Origin of the sequence: Streptomyces sp. NPDC050842 (genome assembly GCF_044456565.1) — a bacterium.
In the GTDB taxonomy this organism is placed as follows: domain Bacteria; phylum Actinomycetota; class Actinomycetes; order Streptomycetales; family Streptomycetaceae; genus Streptomyces.
In genome coordinates, this window is the sequence record NZ_JBITGA010000003.1 from 355,760 (window position 1) to 380,061 (window position 24,302).

The window sequence follows — 24,302 nt, forward strand, 5'->3', positions numbered from 1 at the left end:
GCGGTCGCCCGGAGGCCCCTGGGGCGGGAGAGTGGAGGCATGGGCGGAGAGGTGTGGGGTGAGTTCGCCGGGGCCGGCGCGCGGGAGCGGCTGGCGCTCGTGCGACGGATCGAGGCGGACGGCGCGCTGTCCGACCCCGCCTGGCGGGCCGCCTTCGCCGAGGTCCCGCGCCATCTCTTCGTCCCGTACTTCTACGTCTCCGGGACCGGCGGCTACGAGCGGCTCTGGGCCGGCGACCCCGACCCCGTGCGTCGGGAGCGCTGGCTGCGCGGCACCTACGCCGACACGGCGATCGCCACCCGCGTACGCGACGGGGAGCTGGTCTCCTCCGCCAGCCAGCCCTCCCTGATGGCCCTCATGCTCCAGGCCCTGGACGTGCGCGACGGCCACGACGTCCTGGAGATCGGCGCCGGGACCGGCTACCACGCGGCCCTGCTCTGCCACCGGCTCGGCGACCGGCACGTCACCACCGTCGACCTCGACGAGGAGATCGCCGAGTCCGCCCGGACCCACCTCGCCACCGCCGGGTACCGGCCTTCGGTGCTCGCCGCCGACGGCGCCCGGGGCTGCCCCGACCACGCCCCCTACGACCGGATCGTCGCGACCTGCGCGGTGCCCGCCGTCCCGTACCCCTGGCTCGCCCAGTGCCGGCCCGGCGCCCTGGTCCTCACCCCGCTCTCCACCGGGCTGCTCCTGCTGCGGGTGCGCGACGGCACCCACGCGGAGGGGCGGTTCCTGGAGACGTCGGCGTACTTCGTGGCGCTGCGGGGCGTCGCCGCCCACGCCCCGGAGGGTCGGAGCCCGCGCCACGGACCCGCCGGGGACGAACGCTTCCGCTTCCTGTGCGGCCTCGTCGCCGAAGCCCTGGACAGACGCGAAGCGCTCTCGCTCTGGCTGCGCGAGGGGCGGCCGGAGCGGGAGCGCTTCGGGGTGACGGTCAGCGGCGACCGGCAGTGGGCCTGGCTGGACGAGCCCGGAGGGCCGTACGCCTGGCCTCTGCCGTCCGCCGGCTAGCCGCGGCGGATCGTGATCGTCGTCCAGGCGCCGACGTGCACGCGGTCGCCCTCCTGGAGCTGGACGGGGACGTAGGGCTGGATCGGCTCCTCGCCGCCGTTGATCGTGGTGCCGTTGGTGGAGTTCTGGTCCACCACCGCCCACGAACCGTCCGGCTGCTGCACGAGCACGGCGTGCTGGTGCGAGACGCCCGGGTCCTCCGGCGGCACCGACAGGTCGATGTCGGGGGACTCGCCGGTGGAGTGCCGGCGGCGGCCGATGGAGATCTGGTTGCCCTGGAGCGGCAGGTGCTTGTCCGGCGAGTACGCGGGCAGGTTGAGGCCCGTGGCCTCCGGGCCGCTGCGGTGCATCATCGCCATGAAGTACTCGCGGTCCGGACCGATGACCGCGGTCCAGCCCAGGGGCGGCCGCGGCGGTTCATGCTGGAACTGCTGCTGCTGCTGCTGCTGCTGCTGCTGCTGCTGTTGCTGGTGGTGTTGCTGCGGCGGCGGAGCCTGGTGCTGGAACTGCTGATGCTGCTGCTGCGGGGGCGGCGGCGGGGCCTGGTGCTGCGGGGGCTGCGGCTGCGACGGCGGCGACAGGACCCAGTCGTCGTCCGCGCGCGGCTGCGGCGGCGCGGGCGGGACCGGCGCCTGGACCGGCGCCTGCGGCGGCGGTGCCTGGAGGTACGCGGGCGGCGCCTGCTGCTGTACGGGCGGCTGCATCGGCTGCTGCATGGGCGGCTGCTGCGCCGGCGGGCGCTGCGGTGGGGCCTGGTGGTGCGTGGGCTCGGCGCCCAGCGGCTCGGCCGGGCGGTTCACCTGGGAGGGGCGCGAGCCCTGATACCCGAAGGGATCCTGCTGAGGCGGCTGCTGGGGCTGCTGCTGCGGCGGGGGCGGCGGCGGGGACTGGAAGCCGGGCGGCAGGTTCAGACCGGGCGGCGGCCCGGACTGCTGCGGAGCCAGCGGCGTGTAGGAGGTCGCCGTGTTCGTGAGGAAGTTCCAGCGGCACTCCTCGCAGAAGGGCGCCATGTGCTCACGCGGGGTACGGCACTGCGGGCAGAGCTCCGCCTGCGCGGTCGCGTTCGGGTCGCCCCCGTGACCGAAGCCGCCGGGAGCACCGGGCCCACCGGGAGCGCCGTGGCCGCCGGGTGCGCCGGGCGGCGGGCCCATCGGGGGCTGGCCGGGGCCGCCGGGACCCGGGTATCCGTAAGCGGGCGGCGGCGGGGGAGGCGGCGGAACGGCACCCGCAGGCGCGCCCGCCCCGGCCATGCGATGGCCGCAGACCTCGCACCAGTCGTCGGAGACCGACTGGTGTCCGTTCGGGCAGGTCGGCATGTCGGTGCTTCCCCCTCTCGTCGTCCGGCCCGGCGGGCCGGGCTGCCTCTACCTCTTGACGCGAACGGTCTTGGTGGAGCGGGTCTCGAGTGTCATCTCGTCCGCTTCCGCGACCTTCGCCTTCAAACGCACAGTACCCGTCGCCGCGTCGACGACGTCGACCACCTTCGAAAGGAGTTTCGCCGTATCCGCGTTGCCGGAGGCCGCCGCGAGCTGCACCGCGCGGCCCAATTTCGCCGTCGCGCCGTCGCGATCGCCCGATTTGCGGGCATCGAGACCCTGCTGGATGACGTCCGCGAGCTCCGCCTGCCCGGTGTAGTGCGCGACCTGCGGATTGATCGACGTGGACATCGCCAGGTCGTCCGTCCACACCGCCCGTACCAGTCCTTGAGACAGCGGCCGGGGGTCGCCGCCCGCCGGGTCCAGGGCGATCAGGGAGACCCGGGCGGCGAGCATCTCCCGGCCGATCGCGGCCTGCGGGACGCGCACGCTCACGTGGTAGTCGCGGGACTCGTCGCCCCACGAACCCGTCGGGTAGTCCCCGGCGCGCGGTCCGGCCTCGGTGCGCCGGCCGGTCAGGTCCTCGACCGTCGGCGCGACCTGCTTCACGTATCCGATCTCCACCCCGACCGGCGTCCACAGGCGCAGCACGACGTCCGCCACGCCCTTGCCCATCGCCTGCTCCATCATCGCCGTGAAGTCGGCGGCGAGGCCGGCCGGGTCGGCGACGATGTCGGCCGTGCCGAGGAGCGCCGAGGCGATCGCGGTGACCTCCTTGACCTCCCAGTCGGTGCCGACCCCGCGCGCGTCACAGGTGAACCGGCCCGCGCAGGCGTCCAGCGCGGCTCGCAGCTCCTCGGGCGCCTCGTGTTCGTTGCGGCCGTCGGTGAGCAGGATGCCGTGCCGGATGGTGAGTCCGGCGGAGGAGAGCAGCCGGTCCGCGAGGCGCAGCCAGGTGCCGATCGCCGTGCCGCCACCGGCCGACAGGCTTCGCAGCGCCTGCTTGGCCTCGGCCCGGGTCCGGGCGTCCGCGACGGCCAGGCGGCCGTTCCCCGGGTAGACCTCCTTCGCCACGTGCGTACCGGCGACGACGGCGAACGAGGTGCCGTCGCGCAGGGTGTCGACGGCGGCGGCGGTCGCCTCGCGGGCGCCGCGCATCTTGGTGGCGGGGTAGTCCATCGAGCCGGAGCAGTCGACCATGATCACCACGCCGGCCCCGCCGCCGTCCGCGTACCCGGCGACGCCGGTCGCGCCGCTGGTGCCGCCCCCGGTCGACGTGACCGTGACGATGGCGCTGACCTCGCGGCCGCCCTCCGGCAGGAACTCGTTCTGGTACACGTCCACGGAGAACTGCGGCGCGGTCGGCTTGGAGAAGTTCGCCATCTGTTTCGGCTCCTCGGGCGACGACGGGGAAGAGTGAGGTGACAGGGGGACCGGCGGCCGCTCAGGCGGATCCTGCCCCTGGGAGAGCGACGGTGAACGGCAGCAGCGCCACCGTGATGTTGTCGTGGCCTCCGCCGTCGAGGGCGTGGCCGACCAGGGCCTGCGCGGCGGCCAGCGAGCGGCCCGCCGCGTCCGGCGGGACGACCCTCGCCATGTCCTCGGCGCCCTCCGCGTAGTTCCAGAGGCCGTCGGTGCAGACCACGACCACCCCGGAGCGGTCCGGCTTGAACGCGGCGGTGTGCGGGTCCAGTTCGTACGCGTCGGCGCCCAGCCAGCCGGTGATCGCGTGGGCGCGCTCGTCCGCGTACGCCTCGGCCTCGTTCATCAGGCCCGCCGCGACCATCTGGGCGGCCCACGAGTCGTCCTCGGTGAGCCGCGCGGACGGGGTGGTGCGGTCGTCCGGCACCCAGTAGACGCGGCTGTCCCCGACCCAGCCGACGACGAGCAGGCCGTCGGCGACGACGGAGCCGACGATCGTGCAGGCCGGCGAGTTCCGGTGGGGGTCGTGCTCGGCCCCGTCCGGGCCGGGCTCCTCCGCGAGGGAGTTGACGGCCTCGGCGGCGGCGACGATCGCCTCGTGCATCGCCTGCTGCGGGTGGATGCCGCGGGGCAGCGCGGCGAGCAGCGCCGCGCCGGCCGCCCGCGCCGCGGCGGCGGAGGCCTCGTCGGGGCGGGTCGCCGAGGAGACGCCGTCGCAGACGATCGCGAACGTGGCGGGGGAGCCGTCGGGGAGGGTGGTCGCCGAGACGGCGAACGCGTCCTCGTTGCGGTGGTGGCGCAGGCCCCGGTCGCTGACCGCGGCGACGGTGTCGAGCTCCTGCTCCATGTGGTCCCGCTCGCGCGGCTGCGCGTGCCCGCAGTTCTCGCAGTACCCGTCGGTGTCCACCCGTCCGGCCCGGCAGGCCACGCACAACGCCGCCGCGGCCGAGTCGGGGGCGGGGGAGGGCGGGGTCGCGGGCGGTTGAGCGGGCACCGGCGGCTGTGCGGCCTGGGCCTGGGCCTGTGTCTGTGCCTGAGTCTGGGCCTGGGCCTGGGGCGGGTCCACCTGCACCGCGGTACGGGGGTCGGGGGCGGCGAGCTCGAAGTCCCCGCCCGGCGCGGGCGTGCCCGCCGGCACCGGGCCGTCCGTGCGGACCGCCATGGTGGGCAGGTCACGGCCGCCGGAGTCGGTGCCCGGCAGGTCGCCGGGGTGCTGGGTCGCCGTCGAGAGCGAACCGGCCTCCCGGGGCGGGGCGGCCGGCCAGTCGACGGGGGCGACGATCGCCACGGTCGGGCGGTCCGGCTCCGCCTCGGCCGCCGGGACGGCCGTCAGGTCGTAGCCGCACGCCCCGCAGAACCGGTCACCCGAGTCCAGCGGCTCCGCGCAGCCCGGGCAGGCGGCGAGTCCGTGCGACGGCTTCGGCTTCGGCTTCTGGGACATCCTCACACCCACGTCCGGGGGCGGAAGCGGTTGGCCCGCTCCACCAGTTCGATCCTCTCCTCGCCCCGCTGGGCGAGCCGGGCGAGCGCCCGGTACGAGCGTTCGAGGCCGAAGCGCAGTCCGCGCTCGTCCAGTTCACTCCCGAGCAGCAGCGCACCGCCGCCCGGTGCCGCACCGGGACTCCCGGAGAGTACCCAGTCGAGGGCCGTCCCGAGGACCTCCGTCGACAACTGCTCCCGGCGGACCGCGTCGAGACCGAAGCCCTGGAGCGCGGAGACCTGCGCCGCGGCGGCCGTCAGTTCGGCGCCGAGCGGCTCGTGCGCCGGGCGCCGCCGGAGCCGCGCCCGCACGGCCGCGACCCGGGCCGCCGTGTAGTGGATCGAGGCCTCCGGCACGGACTCCAGGGTCCGTACGGCTCCGGCGCGGTCGCCCGCCGCGAGCTGCACGCGGGCGAGCCCGAAGGCCGCGCTGACGAAGCTCGGGTCGGTGGCCCACACGAGCCGGTAGTACTCCGCGGCGTTGTCCAGCTGGCCGAGGACCTCGGCGCAGATCCCGAGCGCCAGCTTCGGCGCCGGCTCTCCGGGGAAGGCGTCGTAGATCGCGTCGAAGGCGAGCGCCGCGTGCTCGTGGTCCCCGGTCACCAGCGAGGTCACGCCCCGGTACCAGACCACCCGCCAGTCGTCCGGGTCCCGCTCCTCCAGCGCCGCGAGGGTCCGTACGGCGGTGGGCGCGTCGCCCAGCTCCAGGTGGGCCCGCAGCGTGCGCAGCCGCAGTTCGGTGGAGGGAGCGGGCGCGGCCTGGAGCGCGCCGAGCAGTTCGGCGGGGGCGGCGGCCAGCAGACCGGCGAGGAACCCGGCGTTCGGGTCGCCCGTGTCGACGCGCGGCACGGGCAGCGCGAGCCCGGTGGCGGACGCGTCGACCACCGCGAGCAACCACCCGAGCCCGGGCCCGGCGGCGCCCCCGGGCCCGGCCACGGCCGGAGCCGTACCCGGAGCCGTACCCGTAGCCGGAAGAGTCTTTCGCTCACCGCCCCGCCTCCCGGCACCCTTCCGGGCCCCGAGCAGCGACACGTCCTCCGTCAGTTCGGCGAACAGCGCGGTGTCCGTCACCCGGACCTCCGTGCCGAACAGCGTCGAGAGCGCGGGACGCGGACGCCCCGACTGGACCGCCACCACCTCCCGCAGGACGCCCGTCAGCTGCTCCGCCATCTCCTGCGCGGAGGAGAACCGCCGCGCCGGGTCCGGATCCGTGGCGCGGATCAGGAGGCGGTAGAACGACTCGTACGTCCGGAAGACCGCGATGTGCTCCGGGTCGGGCAGCGAGTCCACGAACACGTTCGTGTAGCCCTGGAAGTCGAACGTCATCACGGCCAGCGTCCGCGCCACCGTGTACAGGTCACTGGCCACCGACGGGCCGACCTCGGCCACCTCCGGCGCCTGGTAGCCGACCGTGCCGTAGATCGCCGACTCGTCGTCGTCCATCCGTCGGACCGCGCCCATGTCGATGAGCTTCAGCTGGTCCTCGCTCTGGATGGCGTTGTCGACCTTGAAGTCGCAGTACAACAGGTTCCGGCTGTGCAGATGGCCGAGTGCCTCCAGGGCCTCGATCCCGTACGCGCAGGCCTGCTCCACCGGCAGCGGGTCGCGCCGGCCGTCCGGGGTCCGCCGGTCGTTGGCGATCTCCTTGAGCGACTTGCCGCCGACGTACTCCATGACGATGTAGCCGTCCATGGAGCCGGTGCGCTGGTCGAGGTGCTCGACGAAGTTGTAGATCCGGACGATGTTGGAGTGCTCGATCTCGGCGAGGAAGCGGCGCTCCGAGATGGCCGCGGCCATCGCGTCCTGGTCGCCGGTGTCGAGCAGGCCCTTGAGCACCACCCACCGGTCGGAGACCGCCCGGTCGACGGCGAGGTAGACCCAGCCGAGACCGCCGTGCGCGAGGCAGCCCGCGACCTCGTACTGGCCGTGGACGATGTCCCCGCCGGTCAGCTTCGGCACGAAGGAGTACGGGTGCCCGCACTTGGTGCAGAAGCCCTCCGTACGGCCCGGCCGGTCACCGCGCGAACGGCCCACCTGCGCACCGCAGTCGGAACGGGAGCAGAAACGCTTCCGCTCCGGCACCTCCGGGTTCTCCATCACCGCGCCCCGCGGGTCGGGACGCGGCACCTCCGGGATCGTCACCAGGCCCGCGCCCAGCCGGTTCCGGGCGGACTGCCCGGTCGACGTGCCCGAGCTGCGCACCGACACCGAGCGGCCCCCGGAGGCACCGGAGAGCGAGCGCGAGAGACGGCCGGAGACCGAACGGCGGGACGTCGACGAGCGGGACGAACGCGACGAGGCGCGCGAGGACGCCCGCGAGCTCCGCGAGGAGCTCGAATCGGGCCCGCCGATACCGCCCGTACCGGCTCCTCTGCCGGGTACGGCCATGCCGGTCGGCGTCGAACCGATCAGCCCGCCGGGCGCGACGACCGGGGCGAGCCCGCAGGTGTCGCAGTACAGCTCGCCGGCTCCCATGTCCTCGTACGAACCCTCGCACGAGGGACGCTGACAGCTCCCCACACCCGTCTCCCCGCTCACCACTGTCGTCCTCCGGCATCTCTCGGGCCGGACAGTACGTCCGCCGCGGCCTGCTGATAGCGCAGCACGGCCTGCTCCGCGACCCGCAGGTCGCAGGGCGCGCTCCACAGCATCCGGCGTGCCGCGTCGTACCGCTCGATGAGCAGCGGATCCTCCGCCGCCCCCAGCCGCGCCACCTTCGCCTTGTACGCGTCGAGCCGGCCGCGCAGCTCCGCCCGGACCGCGAGCGGCGCCGTGACCGCGGTCAGCGACTCCCGGGCCCGCATCAACTCGTCCTCCGCCTCCCGCTCCAGGGACTCCAGGAGCGGGGAGAGCCGGTGCCACTGCTGGTGCCTGCGGTACTCCGCGGCGGCCGCGAGCCGCTCCTGGAGCGCCGTCGGCGGCCCACTGACGGCCGGCACCTCGGAGGCGGCGATCTTCGCGAGGACCTCGCCGCGCGCCGACCGCGCCTCGGTGAGCGTCCGGTCCGCGCGGGACAGCACGTCCCGCAGCCGCAGCAGCCGGTCCTCGGAGTCCTGCCGGACCGCGAGGACCGCCTCGATCTCGCGCCGGATGTCCTCCAGAGCCAGGGCCGCCCGGTCGTACCGCGCGGTGTCCGGCCGCCCTCCGCCGGGCGCCGAACTGCCCGCGGCGGGCCGCCAGAAGGCGAGCGGATCGGTCACGACCTGCGAGCGCAGCGCGGTCAGCTCGGCCGTGATGTCCTCCAGCTCGTCACCGGCCGGGTGCTCCCCGGGCCGCACGCCGACCGAGTGCGCGAGCGAGCGCGTCCGGCCCAGCTCCGCGGCGAGCAGGTCTATCCGGGCGGGCAGCGCCGACCAGACGGCGTCGGCGGTGACCACCACGTCGAGCGAGGAGGCGTACAGCTCGTTCATCCGGCGGACGAGCCCTTCGAGCGTGAACCGCTCGGAGAGCAGGCCCTGTTCGCCCGCCCCGCCCGCGACGAGGACGCTCTCGCCGCGCAGCCGGTCGGTCAGCTCCACGAGCTCGTCCCGGCCGGGCCAGCGCCGCCGCGTCCGTATTCCACGGGCGTCGCGCAGGGCGCCCGTGTACACGTCGAAGCAGGTCCAGAGCAGGGTGATGGTCCGCTCGGCTGCCGCCCAGCGGTCCCGGGTCGTGCCGGTCAGCGCGGCCCCTTCGAGCAGCCTGCGGCCCGCGTGGTCCTGGAGGGCGAGGAGCGAGTCCTCGATCGCCTTGTGCTCGGCACCGAGCCGTGCCAGCGCACGGTCCGCCTCGTCCCGGTCCATCACCGGACCGGGAGGTCCCGTGACGCCCATCGATCACCTCTTCCGCCGCGTGTCCAGCGGCTGCTCGCGGGGGCTGCCGGCCGGGTCACTTGTACACGGGTTCGGGCGGCCCGGATATCCCGGGCAGGTCCGCCTTGAGCCAGTGGTCGTACGCCTGCTTCCAGGGCCCGTTCCGGTAGTCCACGAGGACCTTGTTGACCCGGCGGACCAGGTCGTCGTTCCCCAGCTTCGCGGCCACCCCGTAGTACTCCGTGGTGAACGGCTTGCCCTTCAGTTCGACCGCCGGGTCCTGGGCGGCCTGGCCGGCCGCGAGCGCGTTGTCGGTGACGACCGCGTCGACCTCGCCGAGCTGGAGCCTGGCCAGACAGTCCAGCTGGTTGGGGACGGTCAGCAGGTCCTTGTCGTCCTTCGTGCCGTCGGCCTCGTCCTTGAAGACCGCGCCGAACGAGTTCTTCTCCAGCTCCTCGTAGGCCGTGGACCCCTCGGCGGTGCAGATCCGCTTGCCGCGCAGCGAGGAGTCGTAGCCGGTGATGCCGTGGTCGAGCTTGGCCGCGAGGACCTGCTGCCCGGCCTGGAAGTAGGCGGTGGAGAAGGCGACCTGCTGGATCCGCTTGCAGTTGATCGTCATCGTGCGCACGACGAGGTCGACCTTGCCGCTGTCCAGGGCGGCGATCCGCTGGTTCGTCGGGATCGCCCGGAAGATCACGGCCTTGTCGTCGCCGAGGATGTCCCGTGCGATGGCCCGGGCCAGATCGATGTCGAAGCCCTCCAGCGCGCGGTTCTCCGGGTTCCGGTAGCCCCAGCGGTAGCTGGACTGGTCGACGCCGACGACGAGCTTCCCGCGCGCCTTGATCGCCTGGATCGAGGGACCGTCCACCGCGTCGGGCCGGAGCGATGCCTCCGGGTTCTCACAGGTGTCGGCCGCGGCCTGGACGCCGACCTGCACCCCGGTGCCCACACCGGGGCCGGGACCGGTCGTCCCGGGCACGGCCTCGGCGCCGCTCCCGTCGTGTGCCAGCGGCAGCAGCGTCAGCGAGGCGGTGAGCCCGCAGGCCACGGCCATGGCGGCGACCCCGCCCCAGCCACGCAGCCGCTGTGCGGCCCGCCGCACCAGCGGGTCCGTGCCGTTCGGCATCCCGCCCCCTCTCACCGGTACTCCGACAGTCTGCGGTTGATACCGAGCACGGCGCCGGCCGCGCCCAGGATCCCGAGCGCCGCCGCGCCCAGCGGCAGCGCCGTCAGCGCGCCCCTGGCGTCGTCGGCGGAGCGGGTGAACTCGGCCTGCTCGTGGGCGAGGGCCCGCTCCAGGGCCGCGTCGACCTGGTCGAAGGACTGGCCCGTCGTCTCCTTGGCGCCGACGATCAGGCTCAGCGCGCCCTCGAAGTTTCCGCCCTCGTCCTCGGCGCGGGCCGCCTTGTGGCGCTTCTGCCACTCGCCGGTACGCGACGCCGCCTCGTCCACCGGGGAGCGCCCGGCGTCGTCGTCGGCGAGCTCCCTCGCCGAGGCGAGCGCGGTCGTCAGGGCGGTCATGCTCGCCGCGTAGTCCGCCTCGTACTTGTCGTTCTTGCCGTCCTCCGTGAGGACGGCGCCCCGGGCGACCAGGGTGAGGTTCTCGTTGGCGCGGGCCGTGAGCGAGCTGATCCGGGCCTCGTTGAGGAGCTGGAGGGACTCCTGCCCGTGTGCCCGGGCGGCGTTCAGCTCGGCCCGCACGACGGTGTGCGCGGCGAGGAGCCAGACCAGGACGACCAGCGAGGCGGCGGTGGCGGCGAGGAGGCCCTGGTTGAACACCCGGTGGGTGCGGGCGTAGTTGCGGCGCTGCGCCCAGGCCAGCGCGGCGAGGGCCACCAGGCCGAGCGCGAGCGACAGGAAGGGCCAGGTGCGGGCGGAGTCGTCGTCCTCGTGGAGCCGACGGGTCTCCGCCGCGTACAGCCGCTCGGCGGCGGGCAGCAGCTCGGTGGTCATCTGCTGGTTCGCGTACCGCAGATAGGCCCCGCCGAGCGGCAGGCCCTGCCGGTTGGCGGCCCGGGCGCGCTCTATCAGGCCCGTGTAGCGCGGCAGCTGTTCGTTGAGCGTGGTGATCTCGCGGGCCGACGCGCTCGAGACCTCGGTGTTCGCCGCGGCCTTCACGAGGAGCCGGGCCGCGGTGGCGATGTCCTCGTCGTACCGCTCGCGGGACTCCGCGGGCTCCAGGGTGCCCGCGAGGAAGCCGCTGGCGGCGGTCGTGTCCGCGTCGGCGAGGGAGCGGTAGACGGCGGCGGCGTCGGCGCTCAGCGGCTGGCTGCGGCTGACCACGTCGTCGGCGGAGGAGCCGCGGTCGGTGACTTCGAGGGCGGTGACCGCCCCGAACGCGACGACGAGCAGCGCGAGTACGGCCCCGAGGATCTGGAGACGGCCGGGCTCGGTCGTCGCGGCCTCACGGAGTCGCTCGCGCCCCACGGCCCAGGCCCCGCGCCCCGCGGGAGGGCCGCCGGCGGGCGCGGCCGACGGCTGCGCCGGCACCGTGCCCGGGCGCGCCGGTGCGGGCGGCGTGGCCTGCGCCGTCGCCGGGGCGGCGGGCGCGTTCGGCGGGTATGTCACTTGACCTCCCCCTGGGTCGCTGACGTCGGTCCGTCCGGCCAGCAGTATGGCCTCAGAGGCCTGCCCGCACACCGGGATTGACGCGATCTTGTTCTTATCGTGCCTCATGCCCCCGGCACATCCGCAGGTGAACCCCCTCACCTTGAATACGTCCCCCGGCGGCGATCGGTTCCCTTTCGGACATCGCTCGAAGGAGTGAACATGCGTGCGGGGCGCCTCTTCGGAGAGAAGAACCGCCCCGCACTCACGCCCCTCAGGCCCCGTAGTGCTCCCGCAGCCGGGCGGCCGCCGCCGGAGCCGCCGCCACCTCGTCCAAGGCGAGGAGCCCGGCCCCGAGGACCGGCGGCGCGGTGACGAAGCCGATCGTCGCCTTGGGCGCCCGGACGCCGAGGAGTTCGACGATCCGGTCCTCCAACTGCGGATGACGCGCGGCGAGGACACTGCCGCCGAGCATCACCGGAGCCTCCTCGTCGAGCAGCCCGAGCCGCCCGAGCGCCACCGCCGACAGGGCGGCGACCTCCTCGGCCAGCCGGTGCACGAGCGCCAGCGCGACCGGGTCGCCCGCCGCGCTCACCCGGAACAGCACCGGCGTCAGCTCGTGCCGCCGCTCGAACGGGATCCGGCCCAGGTGCAGCGCCTCGATCAGCGCGTACATCGTCTCCAGACCGAAGTGCGCGGGCAGCGCGTGCGCCAGCTCGGTCGGCTCGCCGCGCCCGTCCTCGGCACGCGCCGCGAACCAGAGCGCCTCCTCGGCCATGGCGCTGCCGCCGCCCCAGTCCCCGGAGATCTTGCCGATCGCGGGGAAGCGCGCGGTCCGCCCGTCCGGCGTCATGCCGACACAGTTGATCCCCGCGCCGCACACCACCGCCACGCCCCGCGGCTCGTCGAGACCGGCCCGCAGGATGGCGAAGGTGTCGTTGTGCACCCGCACGGACCGGCTCCAGCCACGGGCCACCAGCGCGGCCAGCAACTCGGCCTCCTCGACGGGCAGATCGGCGTTCGCGAGACAGGCCGCGACGTGCGCGAAGGACGGCGGAAGGCCGGTGCCTCGGGCTCCTTCCCACGCCCGCCCGACGATCTCCGCGAGCGCGTCGACCGCCGCCTTCACCCCCACCAGCGGGGGCTGGAAGCCGCCGCCGCGCGCCGCGCCGAGGACCGTGCCGTCCTCGGCGACGACGGCGACGTCGGTCTTGCTGTTGCCGGCGTCGATGGCCAGCAGCGTTCCGGTCAGGCCCACGCGAGGTGCTCCCGGTTGTGCGCGAGCAGCCGGTCCGTGAGGCCCTCGGCGTACGCGTACTGCCCGACCAGCGGGTGCGCGAGCAGCGCCTTGAACACCCGGTCGCGGCCACCGCGCAGCGCGGCCTCCAGGGCCAGGTCCTCGTAGGCCGTGACGTTCGCGATCAGCCCGGCGTACAGCGGGTCCACGGGCGCGACCGGCAGCGGCGCCGCACCGTCCCGGCCCACCGCCGCCTGCGTCTCGATGACGGCGTCGTCCGGCAGGAACGGCAGCGTGCCGTTGTTGTACGTGTTCACCACCTGGTACGGCGAACCCCCGCCGCCCAGCAGGGAGGCGGCCAGGTCCACGGCCGCCTCCGAGTAGAAGGCGCCGCCGCGCTTGCCGAGCAGCGCCGGCTTCTCGTCGAGCGCCGGATCCCCGTACATCTCCAGGAGTTCCTTCTCCATCGCCGCGACCTCGGCGGCCCGCGAGGGCTTGGTGCCGAGCTCGCGCACCACCTCGTCGTGCGCGTAGAAGTACCGCAGGTAGTACGAGGGGACGACGCCGAAGCGGTCCATGACCAGGCGCGGCAGGTGCAGGTCGCCGGCGATGGTGTCGCCGTGCTCGGCGAGCAGCCGCGGCAGCACGTTCTCGCCGTCGGGACCGCCGAGCCGTACGCCCGTCTCCCACGTCAGGTGGTTGAGCCCGACGTGGTCGAGGTGGATCGCGGACGGGGCCACGTCGAGGAGCTTCGCGAACTTCCGCTGGAAGCCGATGGCCACGTTGCACAGGCCGACGGCCTTGTGCCCGGCCTGGAGCAGCGCGCGCGTGACGATGCCGACGGGGTTGGTGAAGTCGATGATCCAGGCGTCCGGGTTGGTGCGCCGGACGCGCTCGGCGATGTCCAGGACCACCGGGACGGTCCGCAGCGCCTTGGCGAGGCCGCCGGCGCCGGTGGTCTCCTGGCCGACGCAGCCGCACTCCAGCGGCCAGGTCTCGTCCTGGTTCCGGGCGGCCTGCCCGCCGACCCGCAGCTGGAGCAGGACGGCGTCGGCGCCCTCGACGCCGGCGTCCAGGTCGGAGGTGGTGACGATCTTCCCGGTGTGGCCCTGCTTGGCGAAGATGCGCCGGGCGAGCCCGCCGACGAGTTCGAGCCGCTCGGCGGCCGGGTCGACGAGGACGAGTTCGGTGATGGGCAGGGTGTCGCGCAACCGCGCGAATCCGTCGATCAGTTCGGGGGTGTAGGTGGAGCCGCCCCCCACGACAGCGAGCTTCATGTGTGATTCAGCCCTTCACTCCGGTCAGTGTGACTCCCTCGACGAACGCCTTCTGGGCGAAGAAGAAGACGAGGATCACAGGGGCCATGACCAGGACGGTCGCGGCCATGGTCAGATTCCAGTCGGTGTGGTGCGCGCCCTTGAAGGACTCCAGGCCGTAACTCAGCGTCCAGGCCCCGGGGTTCTCGGAGGCGTAGATCTGCGGCCCGAAGTAGTCGTTCCAGCAGTAGAAGAACTGGAACAGGGCGACGGCGGCGATGCCGGGCCTGGCCATCGGCAGCACGATGCGTATCAGGGTGCGGAACTCGCCGCAGCCGTCGATCCGCGCGGCCTCGATGTACTCGTTCGGGATCGTCAGCAGGAACTGGCGCAGCAGGAAGATGGCGAAGGCGTCGCCGAAGGCCAGCGGGATGATCAGCGGCCACAGCGTGCCGGAGAGGTCCATCTGCTTGGCCCAGAACAGGTACATGGGGATGATCACGACCTGCGGCGGCAGCATCATCATCGAGATGACGAGCAGCAGCGACAGGTGCCGGCCGCGGAAGCGGAACTTGGCGAGCGCGTACGCCACGGGGATCGAGGACACCACGACGAGGGCGGTGCCGAGCCCGGCGTAGAGCAGCGAGTTCCTCCACCAGGTGAGGAAGCCCTCGGACTCGAAGACCCGGACGTAGTTGTCCCAGTGCCAGGAGTTCGGGGTGAGGTCGCGGGTCAGCGCCTGCTGGTCGCTCATCAGGGACGTCAGGAAGACGAAGACGAACGGCAGCACGAAGAACAGGGCCGCGGCGATGCCGAGCGAGTGGACGGCGATCCAGTGCAGGAGCGCCTTGCGGCGGGCCGTCCTCTCGGCGGCGGAGGGCGGTCCGGCGTTCCCGGTGGACGACGTGCCCGCGGGGCGGTCGAGGGTGGATACGGGGGTGGTCATGGTTCAGTCACCCGAGCCGATCAGGCCGCCGCGACGGCGCATGAGCAGCGCGGTGCAGGCCATGGAGAGGGCGAACAGGACGAGGGCCACGACGCAGGCGGCGCCGTAGTCGAAGCGGCCGAAGCCGAGGGTGTAGACCAGCTGCGGCAGGGTCAGCGTGGAGTCGTCCGGATAGCCCGGCTCGAAGGTCTGGCCGGAGCCGCCCATCACCCCCGAGGCGACCTTCGCGGCCACGATCGGCTGGGTGTAGTACTGCATCGCGCCGATGATCCCGGTGACGACCGCGAAGAGCACGATCGGCGAGATGTTCGGCAGCGTGACGAAGCGGAAACGCTGCCAGGACGAGACCCCGTCCAGCTCCGCCGCCTCGTACTGCTCCTTCGGTACGTCGAGCAGCGCGGCCATGAAGATGACCATGAGGTCCCCGACGCCCCACACGGCGAGGACGGTCAGCGCGGGCTTGGCCCAGGCGGCGTCGTTGAACCAGGAGGGCGCGGGGACGCCGACGGCCTCCAGGAACGAGTTGACCGGTCCCGTACCGGGGTTGAGCAGGAAGACGAAGGCCAGCGTGGCGGCGACCGGCGGGGCCAGGTACGGCAGGTAGAAGAGGGTGCGGAAGACTCCGGCGCCCGTCTTGATCTTGGTGATGAGGAGGCCGACGCCGAGGCCGAAGACCACCCGGCAGGCGACCATGACGACCGCGAGCCAGAGGGTGTTCTGCATCGCCGGCCAGAACTTCGGCATGTCGGAGAAGACGTACGTCCAGTTGTCCAGGCCCCGCCAGGTCGGCGGGTTGATCCCGTCGTACTTCATCAGGGAGAAGTAGACGGTCGAGACGAGCGGGTACGCGAAGAAGACGCTGAAGCCGATCAGCCAGGGCGACATGAACGCCGCGGTGCGAAGCGCGTTGCGCACGCGCTTCGCCCGCAGCGCCGCCCGGCGCCCCTCGTGCAGGGTGTCGGTGGACATGAGGTTCCGGTCCCTGGTCCTACTTCGCCTGCGCGATGTCGCGGTCGATCTGGGCCGCGGTGTCCGCGAGCCCCTTCTTCAGGTCCGGGACCTGGCCCTTCTCGTACTTCTGGGCGAAGTCCTGGAAGGTGTCCTGGTACGTGGAGCCGTTCACCGCGCCGTCGGAGGTGGAGGACTCGGGGTGCTGGGCGATGTCCAGGAAGACCTTGAAGTTCTTGTCGGCCTTGAGGTTCGGGGACTTCAGGGCCTCCAGGGTGGAGGGGACGTTGCCGATGTCGTTGGCGAAGCTCACCACGGCCTCGGTGTCCATGGTCATGTACTTGACCAGCTCCCAGGCGGCGTTCTGCTTCGTGCTCTGGGGGGCGATGCCCATGATCGTGCCGGACAGGTAGCCCTTGCCGTACTCGGCGACCTCGTCGTCCGCGACCGGCAGGGGCGCGACGCCGACCTCGAAGTCGGCCTTGGCGTCCTTGAGGAAGTTCAGCCGCCACTCGCCGTCCAGCTGCATCGCGACCTGGCCGGTGTGGAAGGGGTGCTTGGCGCCCCACTCGTCGCCGAAGGTGGTGCGGTACTTGTCCAGCTTCGCGAACCCGCCCAGGCCGTCGACCAGCGACTTCTGGTAGCTCAGCATCTTCGCGAAGCCGGGGTCCCTGGCGAGGTTCGACTTGCCGCTCTCGTCGAAGTACGTGTGGTTCCACTGGGACATGTAGTGGCTCGGGACGGTCTCGTAGCCGAGGTAGTTCGGCATGAAGCCGAGCTGCTCGTAGCTGTCGCCCTTGGCCTTGGTGAGCGTCTTGGCGACCTTGGCGAACTCGGACCAGGTCTTCGGCGGGGCCTCGGGGTCGAGGCCGGCCGCCTTGAAGGCGTCCTTGTTGTAGTAGAGCCCGTAGGCGTCCGAGAGCAGCGGCAGCGTGCAGCGCTTGCCCTCGAACTGGGTGTAGTCCTGGAGGACCTTCGAGAAGGTCTTGTCCAGGTCGACCTTGTCCTTCTCCAGGAAGGGCTTCAGGTCCGCGAAGGCGCCGGTGTGGCAGAACTTGCCGACGTTCGAGGTGGTGAAGGAGGCGGCCACGTCCGGCCCGTTCGAACCGCCCGCGCGGAGTGCCTGGCTGAGCTTGTCGTCGGCGATGTCGCCGACGAGCTTCACCTTGATGTTCGGGTGGGCCTTCTCGAAGCGGGCCACGTTGCTCTTGATCGCCGCGACCTCGGAGGGCGCCGACCAGCCGTGCCAGAAGGTGATCGTGGTCTTGGCGTTCGGGTCGTCGCTCGCCTTGTTCTCGGTGGAGCCCGTACAGGCGGAGGCGAAGAGGGCGATCGAGGCGGTGGCGGCGAGCGCGGCGGCTGCTCTGCGCGGACGTGCGGGCATGACGGTGTCTCCCTGTGGCGGAGGGCTTACGGGATGGGGTGAGAGGCGGGGCGGGTCGGGGGTCGGCGCGAGTGTGGGTCGGCGCGGGGTGTGGTCAGCGCGAGGTGTCGAAGACCTCGTCGCGCGTGGTCGCGAGGGCGCTTTCGAGGGCGCCGCGCAGCACCGGGTGCCGGGGTACGGCGGCGAGGACGAGCCGCGGACGGGAGGCCGCGAGCTCGGCGAGCTCGGACTGGACGCGGGCGCGGAGGGGTTCGCCGCCGGCGACGAGGACGTCACCGGAGAGCACGATCAGTTCGGGGTCGAGGACGGCGACGATCGAGGCGAGGCCGGTGGCGACGCGCTCGGCGTACCGGTCGAGCAGCTCCGCGTACCGGGGGTCGTCCCCGTGGGTCTCGGCGGCCCGGGACAGCAGGCCGCTCGCGACCGGTACGTACGGCTGGTCGGGGGTCTCGATCCCGGCGGCGCGGGCGATCCGGGGGACGGACTGGACGCCGGCGAGCTCCTGGAAGCCACCGGAGTTGGCCTTGGTGACCTGCCGGACCAGCGGGGTGCCGGGGACGGGCAGGAAGCCGACCTCGCCGGCGCCGCCGGTGAATCCGCGGTGCAGCCGCCCGCCGAGGACGAGGGCGGCTCCCATGCCCGCCTCGTTCCACAGCAGGGCGAAGTCGGCGTGGCCGCGGGCGGCGCCCACGCGCTGTTCGGCGATGGCGACGAGGTTGACGTCGTTCTCGTACTCGAAGGGCATGGGCAGGGCGGCGGCCAGCTCCTCCAGGAGGGTGGGGGAGTGCCAGCCGGGCAGGTGGGAGGCGTACCGCAGCCGTCCGGTGGCCGGGTCGAAGGCACCGGGGGTGCCGATGACCAGGCGCCGCACGTCGTCGGGGGCGATTCCGGCCGCCTTGACGGCCCCGTCGAGGGCGTCGGTGACCTGGTGGACGACGCCGGTGGCGGTACGGCCGGGGGTGCGGAGCTCGTACTCGCCGACGATCTCGCCGGTGACGTCGGCGACGGCGGCGTGGATGCGGTGCTCGTTGACGTCGAGCCCGGCGGCGTACGCGGCCCGCGCGTTCACCGCGTAGAGCTGGGCGTTGGGTCCTGGCCGGCCTTCGGTGGTGCCGGTGGCGACGACGAGCCCGGCGGCTTCGAGCCGGGCGAGCAGCTGGGAGGCGGTCGGCTTGGACAGGCCGGTGAGCTTGCCGATCCGGGTCCGCGAGAGCGGTCCGTGTTCGAGGAGCAGGTCCAGGGCTGCCCGGTCGTTCATGGCTCGCAGCACGCGCGGTGTGCCGGGGGTTCCCGGGGTCGTACCGGCCATGAGGGGTGCACCTGCCCTTCGGAGCTGATCGGGTACCGGCCATTCTGCTGCCCTGCCGGGGACCGCGTCCTTCCACACTGTTAGGAAAGTTTCCTATTCGGTGGGAGGAAAATAAGGCGCCCGTCACCGGAGCGTCAAGACCCGGGAACGCACGACGCCCCCGAAGGCAACCAAAGCGTTACCTGCGGGGGCGTCCGCCCGTACGTACTGCCGCGCGCTACTTGGTGAGGTCCGTCCTCGGCAGCGGGGTCGCCGCCGCCGACTGCGGCGAGGTCGCCGAGGAGAAGGCCGACGGGGCCGCCATGCCCGCCGTCGGGTCGGCCGCGGACTCCTCGGCCTGGGCCGGGACTCCGCCCACGATCCGGATGCCGGCCGCGTCCAGGCCCTGCTTGATGCGCCAGCGCAGCTCGCGCTCCACGCCCAGCGCCTTGCCCGGCATCGTCTTCGCCGAGACCCGGACGGTCATCGAGTCGAGCAGCACCTCGTTCAGACCGAGCACCTCGACCGGCCCCCACAGGCGCTCGTTCCACGGCTCTTCCTTGGTCATGGAATCCGCCGCCTCGGTGATCACCGACCGCACCCGCTCCAGGTCCTCCGTCGGCTTGACGGTCACGTCCACGCCCGCCGTCGCCCAGCCCTGGCTGAGGTTGCCGATCCGCTTGATCTCGCCGTTGCGCACGTACCAGATCTCGCCGTCCACGCCCCGGAGCTTGGTCACCCGCAGGCCCACCTCGACGACCTCGCCGGAGGCCACGCCCGCGTCGACCGAGTCACCGACCCCGTACTGGTCCTCCAGGATCATGAAGACGCCGGACAGGAAGTCCGTCACCAGGTTCCGGGCGCCGAAGCCGATCGCGACACCGGCCACACCGGCCGAGGCGAGCAGTGGCGCCAGATCGATCTTGAAGGCGCCGAGGATCATCAGCCCCGCCGTGCCCAGTATCAGGAACGACGCGACCGAGCGCAGCACCGAACCGATCGCCTCCGAGCGCTGCCGCCGCCGCTCGGTGTTGACGAGGAGGCCGCCGAGCGCCGTCCCCTCCACCGCCTGCGCCGAACGGTTCATCCGCTCGATGAGCTTCGTCAGGGCGCGGCGGACGGCCATCCGCAGCAGGAGCGCGACGACCAGGATCAGCAGGATGCGGAGTCCGGTGTTCAGCCAGGTGGACCAGTTCTCCTCCACCCAGCTCGCCGCGTTCGTGGCCTTCTCCGCCGCCTCGTCCAGGGTCACCGGCATGGGTTCGGGTTCGGTGGCAGCCGCTAGGGCGGACCAAGACACGGGGGAACCTCCAGGCATCGCGTACGCAGACCATCCACACTAACGGGGCATCGGACGTGGTCCTGTTGCCGTGTTCGAGGGAGAGACGGACCTCACCTGGGCACGTACTCGGAGAGATGCCGATGTGGTCGAGAACACCCCGGGCCCGTCACCCCGATTCCGGTACGTGGTGGCGTTCCGACCAGGCATGAGGAGAGACTGAGAGCAGTTCGTCCCGGCGCGAGCCACGCGCCGCCGGCGCCATTGGAGGCATCCGTGCCGCATGTCCTGGTCCTCAACGCGTCGTACGAGCCCCTCGGCGTCGTACCGCTCCGCCGCGCACTCGTCCTCGTACTGGAGAACAAGGCTCTCTGCCTCGAGGAGTCCGGCGCCTTCCTGCACAGCGAGACCCAAGTCCTGCCCGCGCCGAGCGTGGTGCGACTGAAGCGCTTCGTGCGGGTCCCCTACCGGGGGCCCGTTCCCTTGACCCGCAGAGCCCTCTTCGCCCGCGACGGCGGGCGCTGCATGTACTGCGGGGGCGTCGCGACCAGCGTCGACCACGTCATCCCGCGCAGCAGAGGGGGCACGCACGCCTGGGAGAACGTGGTGGCGGCCTGCCGTCGCTGCAACCACGTCAAGGCCGACCGGCACCTGCGCGAGATCGGCTGGCGGCTGCGGCACCAACCGGCCCCGCCGACCGGCCTGGCCTGGCGGATCATCGGGACCGGACACCGGGACCCCCGCTGGCTGCCCTACCTCCAGCCGTACGGTGCCGAGGACGTGATGGCCCGGATCGACTCCGTCGCGGACGCCCCAGTGGGGGCGCTGACGACGGGTTGAGCCGGGCCTTTCGCGTACCCGGGGCGTACGGGAGGCCTTTCGCGTACGGGGACGGGGCACCCGTCAGGGGGTGTCCTGCTCCTCGGGCGTGCCCTCAGGCCGCTGGGGTGCGCCCTCGGGGCGCGCGGCGGGGTCCTCCGGCTCCTCGGGCGTGCCTTCCGGCTTCTCGGGCGTCTGCGTCCCGGGCTTCTTCGGCGGGTCCTGCGGGGCCACCGCATAGGTCTCCACCGACCAGAGGGAGTAGCCGTACGGCGTCGCCCGCGTCTCCCCCTGTATCCGCAGGAAGCGCGTGTCCGCCGCGTCCATGCGGACCGACTCCCGGCCGCCCCGCCCGTCCGCGACGGTCGCCGCGGTGCGCCAGACGCGGCCGTCGGCCGAGACCTGGACGCGGTAGCGGGAGGCGTACGCGTCCTGCCAGTGCAGCACGACCTGGCCTATCCGCGCGGGCTCGGCCAGTTCCAGCTGCCACCAGGCGCCGTCCTCCGCCGGGGAGGACCAGCGGGTGGCCGCGTCGCCGTCCACCGCCGAGGAGGCGGGGAAGTCCGGGGTCTCGTCGCCCGAGGAGGAGGCGGTCGCCGCCCGCGCCAGGTCCGGGCCCGCCGTGCGCGGGAACGCCCGCACGGTCAGGACCCGCTCCTCGCCCGCGAAGGACACCGGCACCCGGTACGAACCGGCCGGCACGTCCGCGCCCACCGACACCTCCAGGGGGACGGTCGTCCGCGTGCCCCGCTCCACCACGGCCTGCTTCGGGAGCCGCACCGCGATCCCCTTCGGGGCCTTCGCCGTCATCGGCCCGCGCACCTCGCCCGCGCGCAGCCCCGTCAGCTCCACGTCCACCCGCTGCGCGGGGCCGCCGATCTCCGCGTCCGTCTCCGTGCGGGCCAGTTCGAGCCCGGCACGCGGCCCGTCGGCGAACCACGGCACCAGGGAGCGCACCTCGGGCGCCGGTCCCTCGCCGCTCCACACGACCCGCAGCGCGTCCGCGCGCAGGCCCTTCAGGTCGGTCTGCGTCCAGCCGGAGGCGGAGAGCGGGCCGAGCGCCCGCCAACCCTCCCCGGGGACGTACGCCTCCACGCGCGCGTCCGGTTCCGTGCCCTTGCCCTTGCCCGTGTCCGTGACTGCGCCTGTACCCGGTTCCGTACGAGCCGTCATCACCGTCAGGGCCTCCACGGGCCGCGCCCGGTCGAGCCGCACGGTGTACGAGTCGGGGGCACGGTCGGCCTTGCTGGCCGGGGTCCGGTCGGCGCCGGTCCAGGCCGCCGCCTCCGTCACCGCGCGCGTGAGGAACGGGTCGAGCACTCCCGCGCCGACCGTCACCCGGCTCGCCTTCAGGGCCTCCCGCAGCGGTTCGAGGCGCAGCTGCGCCTGCCAGGCCGCCGCGCCGTCGCCGCGTGTCTGGGCGAGCAGCATGTCGACCGCCGTCTCGCCCGCCAGGCCGTACCGCGAGAGCTGTTCCAGCCAGGGTCCCGTCTCGTCGTCCAGGGTGCCGCCGGCGGTGGCCGCGAGCCGCTCGGGGGCCTGCCGCATCACGGTGAACGAGGCCCGCAGTTCGCGCGCCGCCTTCTCCTTCGCGGCCGTGCCGGCGGCGCTGTCGGGGCTCGTGCGCGACGCCCAGAAGGCGGCCATCAGCGGCTTCAGGTAGGCCGACTCGCCCTTCGGGTCGAGGATCGAGGAGGCGTCGTTCCCGGCGAGCGCCCGCAGGGCCTCGCGGGCGGCCGGGTCCGGGCCCGCGAGGTCGTCGACGGCGGCGCGCCAGGACTCCTGCGGCCGGTATCCCTTCGGGTTCCAGGCGTAGTCGGCGGCGGTGAAGAGCGGGACGCGGGAGGCGGCCGGCTGCTCCATGGCGTGGGCCAGGAAGGCGGCGGAACCGGCCGCCACGGCCGGGTCCCGGCCCGTGGAGGGGCCGAGGAACAGCCGGTCCTGCGCGTAGTCGTTGACCGGGTAGTTGTCCATGGTGACCAGCGGGTGGCCCAGCGCCTTCCGGGCCCCGGCCAGTTCGCCGCCGGTGATGGTGCGCGGGACGACCCCGACGCCGGTCCACGCGACGCGTACGTCCGCGTCGAGCGTCCCGGCGAGCTTCGTGCGGTACTCGCTCGTTCCGTCCTGGTAGTACTCCGTCGGCAGCACCGTCAGCGGTTCGCCGTCCGGGTACCGCTCGGCGAGGTGCCGGGCGACGGCGTTCGCCACGCGCGCGTGGGCGGCGGCCGCGCCCTCGGCGTCGCGCCCGAAGGCGTCGGCGTCCTTCGCGCAGTGCCACTCGCCGTATCCGGCGTCGGGGAACTGGAGCTGGAAGGAGCGCACCCCGAGCGCCCACATCGCGTCGATCTTCCGGGTCAGGGCCGCCACGTCGGCGCCGGAGGCCAGGCACATGGACTGGGCGGGGGCCACGGCCCAGCCGAGCGTCACGTGGTTGGCCCGGGCCCGCTCGGCGAGCGCGCGGAACTCCTCCTGCTGGGCGGCGGGATAGGGCTCGCGCCACTGCGCCTGGCGGTACGGGTCGTCACCGGGCGCGTACAGATAGCGGTTCTGCTTGGTGCGGCCCAGGAAGTCGACCTGGGCGAGACGCTGCTCCAGGCTCCAGGGAGTGCCGTAGAAGCCCTCGGTGAGGCCGCGCTCGGCCGTGCCCGGCCAGTCGCGCACGAGGACGCCGGGGATCTCCCCGCCCGCGCCGGCGAGCTGACGCAGCGTCTGGACGGCGTGGAAGAGGCCCTCCTCGCCGACGCCGTCCAGGACGACGGTGTCCCGCCCCTGGAAGCGGCCCGTCGCGAGCCGGTAGCCGCCGCGCGGCAGATCGAGCCGCTCGGGCACGCGCAGCGCCGCCAGCGCCGCCTCGGTGGCCTCGGAGTCGTCGCCGGAGGGCCCCGCGACCCGGAACACCGGGCCACGGCCGGGGAGTCCGGTGTGGACGGTCCGCACCCCGGCGGCCGTCAGCAGCTCCCGCAGGGCGGTCAGGGCGTACGGATCGGCGTCGGCGTCCGCGAGCAGCGTGACCTCGCTCCCGAGGCGTACGGCGGGTCCGCGACCGGTCAGCGACTGGGGCCGGGGCCAGACGGCGGGCGTCCCGGTCGAGGCGGCACCGGCTGTGGCGGCCTTCGCTGTCACGGGTGCGCGCGTGGGGGCCGTGGCGGCCGATGACCGGCCGGAGGCCGGGGGATCGGCCGGCGGAGTCGTCGTGGGAGAGGTCGTGGGAGCGGTCGCGGCGTCGGCCGACGGCGGAACGGGAGCCGCGTGGACCGCGCCCGGGGAGGCGCCTCCGAGGAGTCCGCCGATGACGGCCGCGGCGACCGCCGTCGCCGTGCGCTTCCTGCGCCCGAGGTGCACGGGAACTCCCTTCGGCCCAGGCCGGTGGCCCGGTCGGCCGCTCTGCCGGTCGGTCACGAGTGGGTCACGAGCCCACCACCCGTCGCACTGGGGTGTCAATGCGTGTGGCCGATGTGTCGGCTTTGCCCGGCGAGCCGTCACGGAGATGACGCCACTTCGCCACTTTCCGCCGGTAAAACGAGGTGCGGTGGGTAGGGCTCAGCTGTTACCCCCAGGTCCCACCTGTCGAGACGA

17 protein-coding genes are annotated in these 24,302 nt (G+C 73.3%); 2 read left to right on the forward strand and 15 right to left on the reverse strand.

Features of this window, described 5'->3' with window-relative positions; all coding sequences use genetic code 11:
• The first annotated feature begins 39 nt into the window (after positions 1-39).
• Entirely contained in the window at positions 40-1,014 is a 975-nt protein-coding gene (locus tag ACIBG6_RS10835; protein WP_399222236.1) for a methyltransferase domain-containing protein, read from the forward strand.
• On the opposite strand, the gene ACIBG6_RS10840 is transcribed toward ACIBG6_RS10835, so the two are convergent.
• The 14 genes from ACIBG6_RS10840 to ACIBG6_RS10905 all read right to left on the reverse strand — a co-directional run bounded on the left by ACIBG6_RS10840 (position 1,011) and on the right by ACIBG6_RS10905 (position 19,886).
• Complete coding sequence (locus ACIBG6_RS10840) at positions 1,011-2,330, reverse strand: FHA domain-containing protein (RefSeq protein ID WP_399222237.1); 1,320 nt, start codon at positions 2,328-2,330, stop codon at positions 1,011-1,013. The two genes, ACIBG6_RS10835 and ACIBG6_RS10840, sit on opposite strands and share 4 nt — an antisense overlap.
• Before the next feature lie 48 nt (positions 2,331-2,378).
• Positions 2,379-3,713 (reverse strand): VWA domain-containing protein, encoded by a 1,335-nt coding sequence (locus ACIBG6_RS10845; RefSeq protein ID WP_399222238.1) that lies wholly within the window; start codon positions 3,711-3,713, stop codon positions 2,379-2,381.
• A gap of 61 nt (positions 3,714-3,774) precedes the next feature.
• Positions 3,775-5,193 (reverse strand): PP2C family serine/threonine-protein phosphatase, encoded by a 1,419-nt coding sequence (locus ACIBG6_RS10850; RefSeq protein ID WP_399222239.1) that lies wholly within the window; start codon positions 5,191-5,193, stop codon positions 3,775-3,777.
• A 2-nt stretch (positions 5,194-5,195) separates the two neighbouring features.
• On the reverse strand, positions 5,196-7,706 hold the full coding sequence (locus ACIBG6_RS10855; RefSeq protein ID WP_399222240.1) for a tetratricopeptide repeat protein: 2,511 nt from the start codon (positions 7,704-7,706) through the stop codon (positions 5,196-5,198).
• Between the two features lie 59 nt (positions 7,707-7,765).
• Positions 7,766-9,043, reverse strand: coding sequence for a hypothetical protein (locus ACIBG6_RS10860; RefSeq protein ID WP_399222241.1), 1,278 nt, complete (start codon positions 9,041-9,043; stop codon positions 7,766-7,768).
• Between the two features lie 55 nt (positions 9,044-9,098).
• A complete protein-coding gene (locus tag ACIBG6_RS10865; RefSeq protein ID WP_399222242.1) occupies positions 9,099-10,148 on the reverse strand; it encodes a glutamate ABC transporter substrate-binding protein in 1,050 nt (349 codons plus the stop codon).
• An 11-nt stretch (positions 10,149-10,159) separates the two neighbouring features.
• Positions 10,160-11,590, reverse strand: a complete 1,431-nt coding sequence (locus ACIBG6_RS10870) for a hypothetical protein (RefSeq protein WP_399222243.1) — start codon at positions 11,588-11,590, stop codon at positions 10,160-10,162.
• Positions 11,591-11,843: 253 nt separating this feature from the next.
• Positions 11,844-12,827: an N-acetylglucosamine kinase gene (locus ACIBG6_RS10875; protein WP_399222244.1), complete on the reverse strand. Its 984-nt coding sequence runs from the start codon at positions 12,825-12,827 to the stop codon at positions 11,844-11,846.
• Positions 12,818-14,083, reverse strand: coding sequence for a 6-phospho-beta-glucosidase (locus tag ACIBG6_RS10880; protein WP_317595216.1), 1,266 nt, complete (start codon positions 14,081-14,083; stop codon positions 12,818-12,820). Before ACIBG6_RS10880 ends, ACIBG6_RS10875 begins: the two co-directional genes overlap by 10 nt.
• A 7-nt stretch (positions 14,084-14,090) precedes the next feature.
• Entirely contained in the window at positions 14,091-15,008 is a 918-nt protein-coding gene (locus tag ACIBG6_RS10885; RefSeq protein ID WP_399222245.1) for a carbohydrate ABC transporter permease, read from the reverse strand.
• A 3-nt stretch (positions 15,009-15,011) separates the two neighbouring features.
• Entirely contained in the window at positions 15,012-15,977 is a 966-nt protein-coding gene (locus ACIBG6_RS10890; protein ID WP_399222246.1) for a carbohydrate ABC transporter permease, read from the reverse strand.
• A gap of 19 nt (positions 15,978-15,996) precedes the next feature.
• Positions 15,997-17,340: an ABC transporter substrate-binding protein gene (locus ACIBG6_RS10895; protein ID WP_399222247.1), complete on the reverse strand. Its 1,344-nt coding sequence runs from the start codon at positions 17,338-17,340 to the stop codon at positions 15,997-15,999.
• Between the two features lie 94 nt (positions 17,341-17,434).
• Complete coding sequence (locus ACIBG6_RS10900; RefSeq protein ID WP_399222248.1) at positions 17,435-18,649, reverse strand: ROK family protein; 1,215 nt, start codon at positions 18,647-18,649, stop codon at positions 17,435-17,437.
• Between the two features lie 217 nt (positions 18,650-18,866).
• Positions 18,867-19,886, reverse strand: a complete 1,020-nt coding sequence (locus ACIBG6_RS10905; RefSeq protein ID WP_399222249.1) for a mechanosensitive ion channel family protein — start codon at positions 19,884-19,886, stop codon at positions 18,867-18,869.
• A 297-nt stretch (positions 19,887-20,183) separates the two neighbouring features.
• Here ACIBG6_RS10905 and ACIBG6_RS10910 point away from each other — a divergent pair, with 297 nt between their 5' ends.
• Complete coding sequence (locus ACIBG6_RS10910; protein ID WP_150270194.1) at positions 20,184-20,747, forward strand: HNH endonuclease; 564 nt, start codon at positions 20,184-20,186, stop codon at positions 20,745-20,747.
• A gap of 63 nt (positions 20,748-20,810) precedes the next feature.
• Here ACIBG6_RS10910 and ACIBG6_RS10915 read toward each other — a convergent pair whose 3' ends face one another.
• Complete coding sequence (locus ACIBG6_RS10915) at positions 20,811-24,068, reverse strand: beta-N-acetylglucosaminidase domain-containing protein (RefSeq protein ID WP_399222250.1); 3,258 nt, start codon at positions 24,066-24,068, stop codon at positions 20,811-20,813.
• Positions 24,069-24,302: the final 234 nt, after the last annotated feature.

What these genes read in the sequence shown, in the direction of transcription:
- ACIBG6_RS10835 (WP_399222236.1), top strand. Translation starts at nt 40, where the DNA reads ATGGGCGGAGAGGTGTGGGGTGAGTTCGCCGGGGCCGGCGCGCGGGAG.
- ACIBG6_RS10840 (WP_399222237.1), bottom strand. Translation starts at nt 2,330, where the DNA reads ATGCCGACCTGCCCGAACGGACACCAGTCGGTCTCCGACGACTGGTGC.
- ACIBG6_RS10845 (WP_399222238.1), bottom strand. Translation starts at nt 3,713, where the DNA reads ATGGCGAACTTCTCCAAGCCGACCGCGCCGCAGTTCTCCGTGGACGTG.
- ACIBG6_RS10850 (WP_399222239.1), bottom strand. Translation starts at nt 5,193, where the DNA reads ATGTCCCAGAAGCCGAAGCCGAAGCCGTCGCACGGACTCGCCGCCTGC.
- ACIBG6_RS10855 (WP_399222240.1), bottom strand. Translation starts at nt 7,706, where the DNA reads ATGGGAGCCGGCGAGCTGTACTGCGACACCTGCGGGCTCGCCCCGGTC.
- ACIBG6_RS10860 (WP_399222241.1), bottom strand. Translation starts at nt 9,043, where the DNA reads ATGGGCGTCACGGGACCTCCCGGTCCGGTGATGGACCGGGACGAGGCG.
- ACIBG6_RS10865 (WP_399222242.1), bottom strand. Translation starts at nt 10,148, where the DNA reads ATGCCGAACGGCACGGACCCGCTGGTGCGGCGGGCCGCACAGCGGCTG.
- ACIBG6_RS10880 (WP_317595216.1), bottom strand. Translation starts at nt 14,083, where the DNA reads ATGAAGCTCGCTGTCGTGGGGGGCGGCTCCACCTACACCCCCGAACTG.
- ACIBG6_RS10885 (WP_399222245.1), bottom strand. Translation starts at nt 15,008, where the DNA reads ATGACCACCCCCGTATCCACCCTCGACCGCCCCGCGGGCACGTCGTCC.
- ACIBG6_RS10890 (WP_399222246.1), bottom strand. Translation starts at nt 15,977, where the DNA reads ATGTCCACCGACACCCTGCACGAGGGGCGCCGGGCGGCGCTGCGGGCG.
- ACIBG6_RS10895 (WP_399222247.1), bottom strand. Translation starts at nt 17,340, where the DNA reads ATGCCCGCACGTCCGCGCAGAGCAGCCGCCGCGCTCGCCGCCACCGCC.
- ACIBG6_RS10900 (WP_399222248.1), bottom strand. Translation starts at nt 18,649, where the DNA reads ATGGCCGGTACGACCCCGGGAACCCCCGGCACACCGCGCGTGCTGCGA.
- ACIBG6_RS10905 (WP_399222249.1), bottom strand. Translation starts at nt 19,886, where the DNA reads ATGCCGGTGACCCTGGACGAGGCGGCGGAGAAGGCCACGAACGCGGCG.